Origin of the sequence: Mesorhizobium sp. M1348, from assembly GCF_040317925.1 — a bacterium.
GTDB lineage: Bacteria > Pseudomonadota > Alphaproteobacteria > Rhizobiales > Rhizobiaceae > Mesorhizobium.
In genome coordinates this window covers 128061-143344 of sequence record NZ_JAMYLH010000014.1, presented here as the reverse complement: position 1 = coordinate 143344, position 15284 = coordinate 128061, and the positions used below count along the sequence as shown (strand labels likewise).

Sequence of the window (15284 nt, the reverse complement as noted above, 5' to 3'; positions counted from 1 at the left end):
GAGCTGCGGGGAGGGTGCGAATGATGACTGCAAACTTGGCACTCCGTCCGCAGGAACCCAAACCTCTCCGATTGGCTCTGCTTTCCCTGTTTGCAGCCCTTATCGCCTTCCTCCTCGCCACCCCCGCCTCCGGGGCAAAGATCGACGACCAGTTCCGCGCCTGGCTTGGCAACAACCTCTGGCCCGAAGCCAAGGCCAAAGGTATCTCAAAGAAAACCTTCGATGCCGCCTTCGACGGCGTCAAGCCGAACCTCAAGCTGCCCGACCTGGTGAAGCCGGGCGAGAGGGCGACGACGCCGCAGAAGCAGCATCAGGCCGAGTTCGGTTCGCCCGGCGCCTATTTCGCCGAAAGGATAGTCCGAGCGGTGACCGCCGGCGGCCGCACCCGCGAGGCGGCCAACGCCAGCACGCTTGCCGCGATCGAGAAACGCTACGGCGTGCCTGGCGAAGTGCTGCTGGCGATCTGGGGCCGCGAGAGCGGCTTCGGTGCGGCAAAGCTGCCCTATGACGCCTTCGAGGTGCTGGGCACCAAGGCGTTCATGTCGACGAAGAAGGCGTTCTTCCGCACCGAGCTGCTGGCGGCGCTCGAGATTGTCGAGCGCGGGCTTGCCCCGGTCGACGCGATGAAATCGTCCTGGGCCGGCGCGCTTGGCCAGCCGCAGTTCATGCCGACATCGTTTCTGAAGCATGCCGTCGATTTCGACGGCGACGGCCGCACCGACATCTGGAATTCGACGCCCGACATACTGGCATCGATCGCCAATTATCTCGTGCATTATGGCTGGGTCAGGGGCCGCGGCTGGGGCTTCGAGGTGACGGTGCCGGACAGCGTCTCGTGCTCGCTCGAAGGTCCCGACCAGGGCAGGAAGATTTCGCAATGGGCTGATATGGGCATCAGGCGCGTGTCGGGCAAACCGTTTCCGGCGAGCGAACTGAAAGCCGAAGGTTTTCTTTTGATGCCGGCGGGACGCAGCGGCCCGGCCTTCATCGTCACCCCCAATTTCTATGTGCTGAAGCAGTATAACACCAGCGATCTCTATGCCCTGTTCATCGGCCATGGCGCCGATCGCATCGCCCATGGCGACAGCAATTTCTCGGGCAATTGGGGCGCGGTCGGCGGGCTCTACCGCTCCGACATCGCCGCCCTGCAGCGGGCGCTGGAGGCAAAGGGTTATGATGTCGGCAGCGCCGACGGCCTGCCCGGCTTCAAGACGCGCCGCTCGATCGGCAAATGGCAGGCCAGCAACGGCCGTTCCGCCACCTGCTTTCCCGACGCCGACCTGGTTACCGCGCTGAAATAGCCGGGTTTTCGCACCGCCGGTCTGGCCCAATCAACCGTTCTGCAAATGCTCGTTGCCGCGCTCGAAACCGCCGGATATGGTGAGCCGGAACTGCACAAAAAATTGCCTAGACAACGGTCCGGGGATCACCGTTCGACGCGGCAAGAAATGCCACAACCCTGAGCCGGGAACTCAGGTCAACAAAAACAGGGAACAGTTAAAATGATGATGGAAAAGTTTGCTCTACGCTCCCGCTTCTTGCTCGCGGGCGCGGCAATGTCCGCGCTACTTCTGGCCGGTGCGCCTGCCTTCGCGGTCACGCCCGCCGACACGCTGGTCGAGGGTTTCGCCATCGACGACATCATCTCCATGGATCCGGGCGAGGCATTCGAATTGTCGACCGCCGAAATCACCGGCAACACCTATGATCTTCTGGTGCGCCTCGACCTCAGCGACACCTCCAAGGTCAAGGGCGATCTCGCGGAAAGCTGGAGCGTCTCCGACGATGGCCTGACCTACACATTCAAGCTCAAGCCCGGCCTCAAATTCGCTTCCGGCAATCCGATCACGGCGGCGGACGTCGCCTATTCGTTCGAGCGCGCCATCAAGCTCGACAAGAGCCCGGCCTTTATTATCGGCCAGTTCGGCATCGATGGCGGCAACGTCACCGAGAAGGCCAAGGCTGTTGATGATACGACGTTCCAGTTCACCGTCGACAAGGCCTATGCGCCGAGCTTCGTGCTGAACTGCCTGTCGGCGACGGTCGCCTCGGTCGTCGACGCCAAGCTGGTCAAGGAGCATGTCGCCGCGGTCACGCCGAGCGCCGATTACAAATGGGACAATGATTTCGGCAATGCCTGGCTGAAGACCGGCTATGCCGGCTCCGGTGCCTTCAAGCTGCGCGAATGGCGCGCCAACGAGGCCGTCGTCCTCGAGCGCAACGACAATTACAACGGTGAAAAGGCAAAGCTTGCGCGGGTCATCTATCGCAACATGAAGGAAAGCTCCGGCCAGCGTCTGGCGCTGGAAGCCGGCGACATCGACGTTGCCCGCAATCTCGAGCCGAACGACCTCGATGCGATCGCCAAGAATGCCGACCTCACCACCACCAGCGCACCGAAGGGCACGGTCTTTTATATCAGCCTCAACCAGAAGAACCCGAATCTCGCCAAGCCCGAGGTTCGCCAGGCCTTCAAATATCTGGTCGACTACGACGCCTTGAGCTCGACCATCCTCAAGGGGATCGGCGAGATCCACCAGACCTTCCTGCCCAAGGGCGTGCTCGGCGAACTGGACGAGAACCCGTTCAAGTTGGACGTCGCCAAGGCCAAGGAACTGCTTGCCAAGGCGGGTCTCGCCGACGGCTTCAGCGTCACCATGGACGTGCGCACCGGGCAGCCGACGACGGGCATGGCGGAATCCATCCAGCAGACGCTGGGACAGGCCGGCATCAAGCTGGAGATCATCCCCGGCGACGGCAAGCAGACGCTGACCAAATACCGCGCCCGCAACCACGACATCTATATCGGCCAGTGGGGCCAGGACTATTTCGACCCGAACTCCAACGCGCAGACCTTTGCCAGCAACCCCGACAATTCGGATGAAGGCAAGACCAAGACGCTGGCCTGGCGCAACGCCTGGGACATTCCGGACCTGACCAAGCAGACCGAAGCGGCTCTGCTCGAGAAGGACGCGGCCAAGCGCGCCGCAATGTACCAGGATCTCGAGAAGAAGATCCTCGATACCAGCCCGTTCGTCATCATCCACCAGCAGCTGGAAGTGGCCGGCCTGCGCAAGAACCTCAAGGGCTTTGCCCTCGGCCCGAGCTTCGACACCAACTTCGTCGGCCCCGTCTCGAAGGAGTGACGGCGGCGGACGCGCCGTATGAGTGTGGCTGAAAGCGAAGCGATGGCAGGGCGCGGCGGCGCCCGCGCCGTTGCCGTGGCCTCATCAATCGCCCGGTTTCTGGTCATCGCGATAACGACTTATCTTGGTCTGCTCGCGGTGACCTTCTTCATCGGCCGTGTGATCCCGATCGACCCGGTGCTGGCGGTGCTCGGCGACCGGGCGCCGGCCAATGTCGTCGAACGCACGCGCCGCGAGATGGGCCTCGACCTGCCGCTGGTCGAGCAGTTCTACATCTATGTCAAACATGCCCTGAACGGTGATTTCGGCACCTCGGTGCTGACCACCAATCCGGTGATGACGGACATCCGCCGCGCCTTTCCGGCGACGCTCGAACTGGCAACGCTGGGGACGCTGATCGGTTCGGTGATCGGCGTGCCGCTCGGCGTGCTGGCCGCCGTGCGGCGCGGCAGCATCATCGACCAGATCGTGCGCATCATCGGTCTTGTCGGCTATTCCGTGCCGATCTTCTGGCTGGGATTGCTGGCGCTGGTGCTGTTCTATGCCAAGCTGCAATGGATCGCCTTTCCTGGTCGTCTCGACGTCGTCTACGAATACACGTTCTCGCCGATTACCGGCTTTTACCTGCTGGATGCACTCTGGCAGCGGCAGTGGGACGTATTTGCCGATGCCTTCCGCCACATCATCCTGCCGGCCTCGCTGCTCGGTTATTTCTCGCTCGCCTATATCAGCCGCATGACGCGCTCCTTCATGCTGAACGAACTCACCCAGGAATACATCGTCGCGGCGCGCGCCAAGGGCCTGTCGGAAACGCGCATCATCTGGGGTCACGCGCTGCGCAACGCTGCGGTGCCAATGGTTACGGTGATCGCTCTGTCCTATGCCGGGCTGCTCGAAGGCTCGGTGCTGACCGAGACGGTGTTTTCGTGGCCGGGCATCGGCCTCTACATCACCAACTCGCTGCAGAACGCCGACATGAATGCCGTGCTTGGCGGCACCATCATCATTGGCTCGGTCTTCATCGCCATCAACCTATTCTCCGACCTGCTCTACCGGGTGCTTGACCCAAGGACCAAGGCAGGATGAGGACCAAGGCAGGATGAGCACGGAAGCGATTCAAACCCGCCGTGATTGGCTGCTCAGCGAGCGGCCGGCGTCGCGCGTGCAGGCAAGGCTCGGCCGCGCCTATGTTGCCTGGCGGCGCTTCTCCGCCAACCGGCTGGCGTTTGCCGGCCTGCTCATCATCATCGCCCTGCTGGTGGTCGCGGCCTTCGCCGATGTGCTGGCGCCCTATTCGCCGACATTCGGCGACCTCAAGGGGTCGCGGCTGCTGGCGCCAAGTGCGGCGCACTGGTTCGGCACCGACGATCTCGGCCGCGATATCTATTCGCGCATCATCTTCGGCTCGCGCTGGACACTATACGTCGTCATTCTGGTTGCCATCATCGCCGCGCCAATCGGCTTGCTGGTCGGTACCGTCGCCGGCTATGCCGGCGGCTGGACCGATGCGATCCTGATGCGCATCACCGACATCTTTCTCGCCTTTCCGAAGCTGATCCTGGCGCTGGCCTTCGTCGCCGCGCTCGGCCCCGGCATCGAAAACGCCGTGCTCGCCATCGCCATCACCTCGTGGCCGCCCTATGCCCGCATCGCGCGCGCCGAAACGCTCACGGTGCGCAATTCGGACTACATCAAGGCCGTGCAGCTGATGGGCGCCTCGCCGTTCCGCATCGTGCTTCGCCACATCATGCCGCTCTGCATCTCCTCGCTGATCATCCGGGTGACGCTCGACATGGCCGGCATCATCCTGACCGCCGCCGGCCTCGGCTTCCTCGGCCTCGGCGCGCAGCCGCCGCTGCCGGAATGGGGCGCGATGATCGCATCGGGCCGCCGCTTCGTGCTCGACCAGTGGTGGGTTGCGGGCGCGCCGGGCTTTGCCATTCTCATCGTCAGCCTCGGCTTCAACCTGCTCGGCGACGGCCTACGCGACGCGCTCGATCCCCGAAGCGGTGACCAATGAGCACGCTTCTCGAAGTCGACGACCTGCGCGTCACCTTCCCGACGCGCACCGGCCTGATCGAGGCGGTGCGCGGCGTTTCCTTCTCGCTCGGCCGCGAGCGGCTCGGCATCGTCGGCGAGAGCGGTTCGGGCAAGTCGCAGACCGGCCGCGCCATCATGGGCGTCACCCCGCCGCAGGCCGAGGTGACCGCGAAGACGCTCGCTTTTGACGGCATCGACCTGCTTGCCGCCTCGCCGCGCGAGCGCCGCGCGCTGCGCGGCAAGCGTATCGCCATGATCCTGCAGGATCCGAAATATTCGCTCGACCCGGTGATGAGCATCGGCCGCCAGATCGTCGAGACGCTGCGCACGCATGAGAAGGTCTCCAAGGCCGAGGCTCGAGACCGCGCGCTTGCCATGCTGGAGGCTGTGCAGATCCGCGATCCGGCCCGTGTCTTCGACCTGCATCCGCATGAGGTCTCCGGCGGCATGGGGCAGCGCGCCATGATCGCCATGATGCTGATCGCCGGGCCGGAGATGATGATCGCCGACGAGCCGACCTCGGCGCTCGACGTCACCGTGCAGCTCGACGTGCTCGGCATCCTCGACCGGCTGGTCAGCGAGCGCGGCATGGGGCTGATTTTCATCTCGCACGATCTGCGCCTGGTCTCGTCCTTCTGCGATCGTGTCATCGTCATGTATGCCGGCAAGGTGGTCGAACAGCTCAAGGCCTCGGAGCTCGGCCGCGCCCAGCATCCCTATACGCGCGGCCTGCTCAACTGCATGCCCAAGATCGGCGCCGACCGCCACCCGCTGCCGGTACTCGACCGCAAGCCGGAGTGGGCGGCATGACGGCAGCCCTTTCCGTCGACAGGCTGGAGGTGATGTTCGACCGCTTCCGCGCGCTGAAAGGCGTCAGTCTCGAAGTCGAATCCGGTGAATCCTTCGGCCTCGTCGGCGAGTCCGGCTCCGGCAAGTCGACGCTGCTCAGGGCAATCGCCGGCCTGGCGCCGGCCGCATCAGGCACCATTACCGTCAACGGCAAAACGCTCGGCGTGCGCCGCGACAAGGCGTTCTACCGCGAGGTGCAGATGGTGTTCCAGGACCCGTACGGCTCGCTGCACCCACGCCAGACCGTCGACCGCCTGCTGCAGGAGCCGCTCGCCATTCACGGCTTCGCCGACGGCGAAAAGCGCATCCAGCGGGCACTCGACGAGGTCGGCCTGGGCACCGGTTTCCGTTTTCGCTATTCGCATCAATTGTCCGGTGGCCAGCGCCAGCGCGTGGCGATCGCGCGCGCCCTGATTCTGGAACCGTCGATCCTGCTGCTCGACGAGCCGACCTCGGCGCTCGACGCTTCGGTGCAGGCGGAGGTGCTGAACCTGCTGGAAGAGATCAGGCGGCGGCGCAAGCTGACCTTCCTGATGGTCAGCCACGACCTCGCCATCATCACTCACATGTGCGAGCGGCTGATGGTGATGCAGAACGGCGAGGCCGTCGAAAATCTGGCGGCGAGTGACCTTGTCGAGCGTCACGTGACCAAGGACTATACGCGCAACCTGTTGAGGGCGAGCGACGGGTTTGTCAGGGCTTAGCGGTATCTTTCTATTCCACGTGCTGCGACTCAATTCGCAGCCGTGCGGTCAGGCCACGCTGCCTATAGGAACCTCGTCGCCACCGTTTGCGCTCTCCTCGTTTTCAGGCGTTCCTTTCGGCTCCTTGATCCTGAACCACGTCACATAGAGCGCTGGCAAGAACAGCAGTGTGATCGCCGTGCCGGCGATGATGCCGCCCATCATGGCATAGGCCATCGGCCCCCAGAACACTTCGCGTGCGATCGGGATCAGCGCCAGGCTCGCGGCCGCCGCGGTCAGCGCGATCGGCCGCATGCGATGCTCGGTCGCCTCGATGACGGCGGCCCAGCGGTCCTTGCCCTCGTTCACAAGATCCTCGATCTGGACGATCAGGATGACAGAATTGCGGATCAGGATGCCGATCAGCGCCAGCACGCCGAGGATGGCAACGAAGCCGAGCGGTGCCCCGCTCGGCACCAGCGCGGCCACCACGCCGATCAGGCCGAGCGGCGCCACCGCCACGACAAGGAACAGGCGCTGGAAGCTCTGCAACTGCACCATCAGGATGGTCGCCATGATGAACAGCATCAGCGGCACCACGGCGGCTATCGGCCCCTGGCTGTTGGCGCTTTCCTCGACCGAGCCGGCGGTGGCGATCGAATAGCCCGGTGGCAATTTGGCGATGAAGGCGTCGACCGACGGTTTCACCTCGTTGACCACGGTGGCGGGCAGCACGTCGCCGACCAGCCCGGCGCGCACGGTGATGGTCGGGATGCGGTCGCGGCGCCACACTGTCGGCTGTTCGAGCTCGTAGCGGAAGTTCGCCACCGCGGCCAGCGGGATCGCCTCGCCGGTTCCGGTTGGCAATTGCATGTTCTGCAGTGTGCCGATCGAACCCCGTTCGGCCTCGCGCGAACGGGCCACCACATTGATCAGATAGGTCGCGTCTCGCACCTGGGTGATGGTGGAGCCGCCGACCGTGCTGTTCAGCGCGCTGGCGATATCCGAAGAGGTGATGCCGAGTTGCCGTGCCTTGTCCTGCAGCACGTCGACCCTCAGCACGCGCTCGGGTTCATTCCAGTCGAAAGTGGGTGCGGCCAGCTGCGGATTGGCGGAAATGATGCCGGCGAATTCCTGCGCCAGTGTCCGTACCGTCTGGACGTCAGGACCACCGACGCGGTACTGCACCGGCCGCCCGACCGGCGGCCCGAGTTCGAGCGGCTTGACAAAGGCGTCGGTGCCGACGAACTCGTCGCGCAGCAGCTTTTCGAGCGCCGGCTTGACCCGATTGCGCGCCTCGATGCTCTTGGTGACGATGACGGTCTGGCCGAAATAGGGATTGGCCGGTTGCACGTCATAGGCCAGCACGAAGCGAACCGCGCCCTGGCCGATATAGGAGCTGAAGTGGTCGATATCGGGATTGCCGACCAGCGCCCGCTGTTCGAACCGCTCCATCTGGTCCCGGGTCTCGGCAATTGAGGAGTTCTGCGGCAGATTCCAGTCGACGATCAGTTCGGGACGGTCGGATGGTGGAAAGAACTGCTGCTGGACGAGGCCAAAGCCGGCCAGCGACGCCGCGAACAACAGCACCGTGGCGATGATGGTCAGCCAGTGATGGCGCACCGAGCCGACGAGGACGCGCCGGAACAGCGCGGTGAAGCGGCCGGGCTTTTCATGGTGCTGCTTCATCGTCGCCGGCAGGATGGTGACGCCGAGCAGCGGCGCAAACAGCACCGCGACGATCCATGACACCAGGAGCGACACGGCGATGACGACGAACAGCGTGAAAGTGTATTCGCCGGCGGCGCTGTTGTTGAGGCCGATCGGGATGAAGCCCGCGACCGTCACCAGCGTGCCGGTCAGCATCGGAAAGGCGGTCGAGGTATAGACATATGTCGCCGCCTTGCGCAGATTGTCGCCGACCTCCAGCCGCGCCACCATCATCTCCACCGCAATCATGGCGTCATCGACCAGAAGGCCGAGCGAGATGATCAGCGCGCCCAGCGAAATGCGCTGCAGCGATATGCCGAGATAGGCCATGGCCGTGAAGGTGATGGCCAGCACCAGCGGGATCGACAGCGCCACGACGAAGCCGGCGCGCATGCCGAGGCTGATGAAGGACACGGCAAGCACGATGGCGACCGCCTCGAACAGGGCGCGCGTGAAACCGGAAACCGCCTCCTCGACGATGACAGGCTGGTCGGCGACCAGATGCACGCCGACGCCGACCGGCAGGTCGGCCAGTACCTTGTTCATCTCCTCGTGCAGGGCCTCGCCGAACTCCAGCAGATTGGCATTGGGCTTCATGCCGATGGCAAGGCCGATCGCGTCCTGCCCGTTGAAGCGGAACAAGACCGTCGGCGGGTCGACATAGCCGCGCGAAATCGTCGCCACGTCGCTCAGCCGGAAGAAGCGATCGTTGACGCGCAAATTGATGGCGCGAAGGCTCTCTTCCGAGGTGAACTGGCCGCCGACGCGCACACTGATGCGCTCCGGCCCGGACTGGATGACGCCGGATGGGGTGATTGCGTTCTGCGCCTGCAGGCTGGCCACGATCGCTTGCTGGTTGAGGCCGAGGGCCGCGATCTGGCGGGTCGAGAATTCGAGGTAGATCGCTTCGTCCTGGGCACCGACCAGATCGACCTTGCCGGCATTCGGCACGGTCAGGATCTTCGTCCTGACATCCTCGACATAGTCGCGCAACTGGCGCGGCGCCAGCCCGTCGGCGGTGAAGGCATAGATGTTGCCGTAGACGTCGCCGAAGCGGTCGTTGAAGAATGGTCCCTGCACGCCTTGCGGAAACTGCGCCCAGATGTCGTTGACCATGTTGCGCACCTGCAGCCAGGTCGGCACGACGTCGCGCGCCTTGGTCGTCGGCTTCAGGTTGACGAAGATGACGGTCTTGCCGGCAGAGGTGACGGATTTGGTATAGTCGAGGCTGTCGAGCTCTTCGAGCTTCTTCTCGATGCGGTCGGTCACTTGCCGCACCGTCTCGTTGACCGATGCGCCCGGCCAGTTGGCCTGGATGACCATGGTCTTAATGGTGAAGGCGGGGTCTTCCTCGCGGCCGAGATTGAGATAGGCAAAGACGCCGGCCACGACGAAGACCAGCATGAAATACCACACCAGCGAGCGATGGCTCAGCGCCCAGTCGGAGAGGTTGAAGCCCTCCATATGGCCTCTCCCTCAGAGATCTTGACCTTCTGTCCCTCGGTCAGGCTGTGGACGCCGGCGGTGACGACGCGCATGCCTGCATTGAGGCCCTCGGCGACGGTGAAAGTGGCGGCACCCTTGGAGGCAATTTTGATGTCACGGGCACTCACGCTCGACGTCTGCTGGTCGACGACCCAGACCTTTTCTCTGCCGTTCTTCTCCAGCAGCGCCGACAGCGGCAACTCGATCGTCGGCGTGATCTTGGCAATGCGGGTCGCCGTCACCGTCGAACCAAGCCTGAATGCCGGCGGCGGATCGATGAGCATCAGCCGGACGCGGCGCGTGCGGGTCGAACCTTCGGCCTGCGGGGCGATCTCGCGCAGCTTGGCGTCGCTGCGTATCGTCGGGAGCGATTGCAGGATGATCTGGAAGGGGGTGCCGAAGGCGAGATCGCCGGTCAACTGGTCGGGAATGTCGACGACTGCTTCACGCGGGTCAGAGCGCGCCACCGTGACGACGGTCTGGCCGGGCGAGACCGTCTGGCCGACCTCGGCGCCGACGGCGGTGACCACGCCATCGAAGTCCGAGAACAACCTGGTATAGCCAAGCTGTTCCTGCGATTTGGCCAGTGCGGCATTGGCCCGCTCGACACCGGCCGCGGCGGCCTGCCTGGCTTGCCGCGCGGCGTCGAAGACGGCCTGCGAGGTGTTGGCGGCGACAAGCAACTGGCGCTGGCGCTCCTCGCTTGCGGCGGCATTGGCAAATTGCGCCTGCGCGTTGGAGAGTTCTGCCTTCGCCGCCTGCACGGCAAGCTCCAGCGCCGTCGGATCGAGCGCCGCGATCGTCGTGCCCCTGGTGACGATATCGCCGACCTTGACATCGCGGACGACGACCCGTCCAAGCAGGCGGAAGGCAAGGTCGGCGCTGAACTGCGGTTCGACAGATCCGGCGAATCCGAAGGTCTCTACGGTGCGGGGCTCGACCACCACCGACAGCACAGGCCGGATGATCTCGGGCGGCTTCTCTTCCGATTGCGAGCAGGCGCCGAGCACGAGCCCAAACAGGGCAGGAACAAGCGGGGCAGGGCTGCGCAGGAGCCGGTTCATTGCTCCGCTCCCGCTATCTCGACGGTCTGGCCGGGGCTGAGCAACTGGCCGCCGGCGGTGACGACGGTTTGGCCTGCCTCGAGCCCCTTGTCGATGATGACCGAGCCGGATCCGAAGGCCAGCACCTCCACCTGTCTCGCTGCCACCGCCTTGGTCGCTTGATCGACGACCCAGACGGCCGGCCTGCCCGCGCTCAAGGTCAATGCCTGCCACGGCACGATGACGGCCTTCGACGGCTGGGCGCTGACCGACCCGATGACGGCCGCGCCGAGCGGCATGCCCGCGGGCGTGTCGGGAATGGCGACCTTGACCCGGATCGAGCCTGAAGTCGGATCGACCGCCGGCGAGATTTCACGCACCTTGCCCATCGCCTTGATCTGCGGATCCGACAACAGCGTGATTGTCACCGCGGGTGCTGCCGGCGTCTTTGCTACCATCGTTTCCTCTACGTTGAAGACCGCATCGCGGTCGCCGTCCTCGGCAAGGGTGAAGACGGTCTGCGCCGCCTGCACCACCTGCCCGGCTTCGACCTGGCGCACTGTGATCACGCCTGCCGCACCCGCCTTGAGTTCGGTGAAGGAAAGGTCCTCTTTTGCATTGGCGAGCGCGCTCTGAGCGGCATCGACGCTGCCTCGCGCCACCTTCGACGCCTGCTCGGCCGCATCATAGTCGCGCCTCGTGGTGTAGCCCTGGGCAAGCAGTGTCTTTTGCCGTTCGAAGGCGGCGGCGGCCTGGGTCAATTGCGCCTGCGCGGCGTCGAGATCGGCCTGCGCCGAGCGCAGGTCGAATTCCTGTTCCTGCGGATCGATGCGGGCGAGCACGGTACCTTGATCGACATGTTGCCCGACGTCGACAAGCCGTTCGGCGACGCGGCCGCCGACCCGGAACGAAAGATTGTTTAGCGTGCGCGCCGCGATCACACCGGTGAGCGAAGTCCTTGGCGCATAGTTGGCGATCGCCACGGTCTCGGTGAGGACCATGACTGGCAGTTTCTTCGCGGCGGCCTCCTGCTTCTGGCAACCGGCCAAAAGCAAAGGCAGCATTGCCATTGCGCAGGCTAGAATTGTGGAGGCAGGAAAAGACAAATGGCTGGGGGTTTTGACCGACGGCGGCGAGACGGACAATGTCGCGTTCCTGCTCATAACTCCCTCAACCGCGCGGACCGCCCCCTGTAGCAAGACGGCGCGGACAATGGCGAGGATAATTGATCCCCGCAAAAAGGAAACCTCTTCTCGTACGCGTATAGGCGGTTGGGTAAGCTGGCCAGTTAAGACATCGGCGGCAGGCCCAATCGCCCGCCGCCAGTGCCAACTTGAGGAAAGCGTGAAATAAGGTCAGAAGAGTCTCAACAGCCATCAAACGAGAACGGGCGCGGCCCGGAGAGGGGTACGATGACAAATTCAGCCATTTCCGAACGCAAGAACCAGTCGATTTCGCGCGGCGTCGGCATGACCACTCAAATCTATGCCGATCGCGCCGAAAACTCGGAGATCTGGGATGTGGAAGGGCGCCGCTACATCGATTTCTCGTCCGGCATCGCTGTCGTCAACACCGGCCACCGTCACCCCAGGGTGATCGAAGCGGTCAAGGCGCAGCTCGACCGCTTCACCCACACCTGCTACCAGGTCGTGCCCTATGAGAGCTATATCAGGCTGGCCGAACGGCTGAACGGCATGCTCCCCGGCAAGTTCGACAAGAAGACGATTTTTGTCACCACCGGCGCCGAGGCGGTGGAGAATGCCATCAAGATTGCCCGCAACGCCACCGGCCGGCCGGCGGTCATCGCTTTCTCCGGCGGCTTTCACGGCCGCACCTTCATGGGCATGGCGCTGACCGGTAAGGTCGTGCCCTACAAGGTCGGCTTCGGCGCCATGCCGGCGGATGTCTTCCATGCGCCGTTCCCGGTGGCGCTGCACGGCGTGTCAGTCGCCGATTCGCTGGCGGCGCTCGACCGGCTGTTCAAGGCCGATGTCGATCCGGCCCGCGTCGCCGCGATCATCGTCGAGCCGGTGCAGGGCGAGGGTGGCTTCTACGAGGCGCCGCGCGATTTCATGACTGCATTGCGCAAGATCTGCGACCAGCACGGCATGCTGCTGATCGCCGACGAGGTGCAGACCGGCTTTGCCCGCACCGGCAAGATGTTCGCCATGGACCACCACGAGGTGGCGGCCGACATCACCACCATGGCCAAGAGCCTGGCCGGCGGCTTCCCGTTGGCGGCGGTCACCGGGCGTGCCGAGATCATGGATGCACCGAACCCCGGCGGGCTCGGCGGCACCTATGGCGGCAGCCCGATCGGCGTCGCCGCGGCGCATGCCGTGCTCGACGTCATCGACGAGGAGAAGCTCTGCGACCGCGCCAATACGCTGGGCAACCGGCTGAAGCAGCGCCTGCAATCGATCCGCGACGAAGCGCCGGAGATCGTCGATATCAGAGGCCCAGGCTTCATGAACGCGGTCGAGTTCAACGATGTGACGAAGGGCCTGCCGTCGCCGGAACTCGCCAATGCGGTCCGGCTGAAGGCGCTCGACAAGGGCCTGATCCTGCTGACCTGCGGCGTCTACGGCAACGTCATCCGCTTCCTCGCGCCGATCACCATCCAGGATGGCGTCATGAACGAGGCGCTCGACATTCTGGAAAGTTCGATCCGCGAGGCCCGCGCCGCCTGAGCGATACGATTATCCTGCCGCGCGGGCAGGCTCTGCCTGCTGGAAGGCGGCGAGCGCTGCCTTCAGCCCGTCGGGCCCGGTCGCAACAATCTGCGGCGACGGCGAAAAGCCGGCGCCGAGCATCTTGCGGCCAAGCATGTGGTCGCCGGGCCGGTTGACCGATTCGATGCCGAGCAGCCGGCTTCCGGCGTAGTGGTAGATGGAGAATTTGTTCTCGGCCACGTCGCCCAGCACGACATGGCTGTCGCCGCCCGAAATCAGGCCGACCATCTGCAGCTTCATGTCGCCGATATCGGACCAGAACCACGGCACCGCTGAGTAGTTATCGGCGTGGCCGACGATGGTGCGCGCGGCGAGCCGCGCCTGGTCAGTGGCGTTCTGCACCGATTCCAGCCGCACATCGCCACCGGTGAACCAGTGCCGGTAGGAGGCGGCATCGCCGATGGCAAGGATTTCCGGCACCGACGTGCGCATCTGCTGGTCGACGCGGATGCCGTTGGCGATGGCAATGCCGGCGGCTTCGGCCAATTCGACATTCGGCACGACGCCGATGCCGATGACGACCATCTGCGCCGGCAATCTTTCGCCGGATGAGGTGATTGCAGCCGAAACACGGCCGTTCTCGCCCTCCAGCCGTTCGATGGTGGTGCCAGTGAGGATGCGCACACCGGTGGCTTCCAGCCGCTGGCGGACATGGCCGGCGATGACCGGCGCCACGGCGCGGCCGAGCAGCCGGTCGACCGCCTCGACCACCGCAACCTTGCGGCCGGCCGCGGTGAGCGTCGCGGCAATCTCCAGGCCGATGAAGCCACCGCCGAGGATGACGACGTCCTCGCTTTGCGCGCTCAATTCGCGGATCAGGCGGGCATCGCCGAGCGAGCGCAGCGACACAACGCCGGAAAGCTCCGAACCCGGCAGCGGCAGCAGGCGCGGCCGCGCGCCGGTGGCGAGGACAAGCCGGTCGAACGGCAACACACCGCCGCCCGATATCTCCAGCCTGCGGCCGCCTACATCGATGCGCTCGATCCGGAGGCCTGGCCGGTAGTCTATGGCGCTGCCGGTATAAAAAGCCTCGCCGCGCAACGGCTGCGGCTTTGCTTGCTGATCCTTGATGAAGGTCTTCGACAGCGGCGGCTTGTGGTAGGGCAATTCGTTTTCGTCGCCGACCAGGATCACCGGGGCTTCATAGCCCTCTTCGCGCAGGCTGGCGGCCGCTTGCACGCCCGCATGTCCCGCACCGACAATGACGATCCCGTTCTTCATAACAGCCCGATTCCTCATCCAAATCTAGGACGTCTCGCCAGGTGGCGATTGTCCGGCGCCGCCGCAAGAGCGCCGATCCGGGTCGCACCCGGAACGGCCGCCTGTCAACCGCGTCATGCGCCGGCATTCCCTATACATCGATGTTAAAGTTGACAGTTCTAGTTTAGAATAATTCTAAACTGTTGTTTCAATTGAATTTTTTCTGCGCCACCAGTTGACATCCGGCGTCTTCGCCGTTTTATGGAAGCTCGCGCGTCAGCGCATCCCTTTGATGTCTGGGCCTTGAACCCTTTCGATTGGAGGCATTTCGGTGTCTTTCTTCCGCGAAGCGCGCGATGGCGCGACCCCTCTTTGCCCGCTGGCAGCTGCCCGCCG

The 15284-nt window shown here is 64.3% G+C and carries 12 protein-coding genes; 8 read left to right on the top strand and 4 right to left on the bottom strand.

Features of this window, described 5'->3' with window-relative positions; genetic code table 11:
• The first annotated feature begins 23 nt into the window (after positions 1–23).
• The 6 genes from NKH13_RS22340 (at position 24) to NKH13_RS22315 (ending at position 6739) form a co-directional block, all read left to right on the top strand.
• Positions 24–1301: a lytic murein transglycosylase gene (locus NKH13_RS22340; RefSeq protein WP_502908368.1), complete on the top strand. Its 1278-nt coding sequence runs from the start codon at positions 24–26 to the stop codon at positions 1299–1301.
• Positions 1302–1502: 201 nt separating this feature from the next.
• Positions 1503–3146 (top strand): ABC transporter substrate-binding protein, encoded by a 1644-nt coding sequence (locus tag NKH13_RS22335; protein WP_352721731.1) that lies wholly within the window; start codon positions 1503–1505, stop codon positions 3144–3146.
• Positions 3147–3164: 18 nt separating this feature from the next.
• Positions 3165–4232, top strand: a complete 1068-nt coding sequence (locus NKH13_RS22330; protein WP_352914377.1) for an ABC transporter permease — start codon at positions 3165–3167, stop codon at positions 4230–4232.
• Positions 4233–4245: 13 nt separating this feature from the next.
• On the top strand, positions 4246–5166 hold the full coding sequence (nikC, locus tag NKH13_RS22325; RefSeq protein WP_292653972.1) for a nickel transporter permease: 921 nt from the start codon (positions 4246–4248) through the stop codon (positions 5164–5166).
• Positions 5163–5996: an ABC transporter ATP-binding protein gene (locus tag NKH13_RS22320; protein ID WP_254816190.1), complete on the top strand. Its 834-nt coding sequence runs from the start codon at positions 5163–5165 to the stop codon at positions 5994–5996. The genes nikC and NKH13_RS22320 overlap by 4 nt, the downstream gene beginning before the upstream one ends.
• On the top strand, positions 5993–6739 hold the full coding sequence (locus tag NKH13_RS22315; protein WP_352914374.1) for an ABC transporter ATP-binding protein: 747 nt from the start codon (positions 5993–5995) through the stop codon (positions 6737–6739). The genes NKH13_RS22320 and NKH13_RS22315 overlap by 4 nt, the downstream gene beginning before the upstream one ends.
• A gap of 48 nt (positions 6740–6787) precedes the next feature.
• Here NKH13_RS22315 and NKH13_RS22310 read toward each other — a convergent pair whose 3' ends face one another.
• The 3 genes from NKH13_RS22310 to NKH13_RS22300 are packed head-to-tail and all read right to left on the bottom strand — an operon-like array spanning position 6788 to position 11957.
• Positions 6788–9892, bottom strand: coding sequence for an efflux RND transporter permease subunit (locus tag NKH13_RS22310; protein WP_352914372.1), 3105 nt, complete (start codon positions 9890–9892; stop codon positions 6788–6790).
• On the bottom strand, positions 9859–10977 hold the full coding sequence (locus NKH13_RS22305) for an efflux RND transporter periplasmic adaptor subunit (RefSeq protein ID WP_352914370.1): 1119 nt from the start codon (positions 10975–10977) through the stop codon (positions 9859–9861). The genes NKH13_RS22310 and NKH13_RS22305 overlap by 34 nt, the downstream gene beginning before the upstream one ends.
• The gene (locus NKH13_RS22300; protein WP_352914368.1) at positions 10974–11957 is read right to left on the bottom strand and encodes an efflux RND transporter periplasmic adaptor subunit; all 984 of its coding nucleotides are present in this window, start codon (positions 11955–11957) and stop codon (positions 10974–10976) included. The genes NKH13_RS22305 and NKH13_RS22300 overlap by 4 nt, the downstream gene beginning before the upstream one ends.
• On the opposite strand from NKH13_RS22300, the gene NKH13_RS22295 reads away from it, so the two are divergent.
• Entirely contained in the window at positions 11956–12309 is a 354-nt protein-coding gene (locus tag NKH13_RS22295) for a hypothetical protein (protein WP_352914366.1), read from the top strand. The genes NKH13_RS22300 and NKH13_RS22295 overlap by 2 nt on opposite strands.
• Positions 12310–12368: 59 nt before the next feature.
• A complete protein-coding gene (locus tag NKH13_RS22290) occupies positions 12369–13646 on the top strand; it encodes a 4-aminobutyrate--2-oxoglutarate transaminase (RefSeq protein WP_352914365.1) in 1278 nt (425 codons plus the stop codon).
• 9 nt (positions 13647–13655) lie between these two features.
• On the opposite strand, the gene NKH13_RS22285 is transcribed toward NKH13_RS22290, so the two are convergent.
• Positions 13656–14909 (bottom strand): NAD(P)/FAD-dependent oxidoreductase, encoded by a 1254-nt coding sequence (locus tag NKH13_RS22285; protein WP_352715830.1) that lies wholly within the window; start codon positions 14907–14909, stop codon positions 13656–13658.
• Between the last annotated feature and the right edge of the window lie 375 nt (positions 14910–15284).

Coding starts and splice junctions, on each gene's coding strand:
- NKH13_RS22315 (WP_352914374.1), top strand. CDS start 5,993: ATGACGGCAGCCCTTTCCGTCGACAGGCTGGAGGTGATGTTCGACCGC.
- NKH13_RS22340 (WP_502908368.1), top strand. CDS start 24: ATGACTGCAAACTTGGCACTCCGTCCGCAGGAACCCAAACCTCTCCGA.
- NKH13_RS22305 (WP_352914370.1), bottom strand. CDS start 10,977: ATGAACCGGCTCCTGCGCAGCCCTGCCCCGCTTGTTCCTGCCCTGTTT.
- NKH13_RS22310 (WP_352914372.1), bottom strand. CDS start 9,892: ATGGAGGGCTTCAACCTCTCCGACTGGGCGCTGAGCCATCGCTCGCTG.
- NKH13_RS22295 (WP_352914366.1), top strand. CDS start 11,956: ATGACTGGCAGTTTCTTCGCGGCGGCCTCCTGCTTCTGGCAACCGGCC.
- NKH13_RS22300 (WP_352914368.1), bottom strand. CDS start 11,957: ATGGTCCTCACCGAGACCGTGGCGATCGCCAACTATGCGCCAAGGACT.
- NKH13_RS22285 (WP_352715830.1), bottom strand. CDS start 14,909: ATGAAGAACGGGATCGTCATTGTCGGTGCGGGACATGCGGGCGTGCAA.
- NKH13_RS22330 (WP_352914377.1), top strand. CDS start 3,165: ATGAGTGTGGCTGAAAGCGAAGCGATGGCAGGGCGCGGCGGCGCCCGC.
- nikC (WP_292653972.1), top strand. CDS start 4,246: ATGAGCACGGAAGCGATTCAAACCCGCCGTGATTGGCTGCTCAGCGAG.
- NKH13_RS22320 (WP_254816190.1), top strand. CDS start 5,163: ATGAGCACGCTTCTCGAAGTCGACGACCTGCGCGTCACCTTCCCGACG.
- NKH13_RS22335 (WP_352721731.1), top strand. CDS start 1,503: ATGATGATGGAAAAGTTTGCTCTACGCTCCCGCTTCTTGCTCGCGGGC.
- NKH13_RS22290 (WP_352914365.1), top strand. CDS start 12,369: ATGACAAATTCAGCCATTTCCGAACGCAAGAACCAGTCGATTTCGCGC.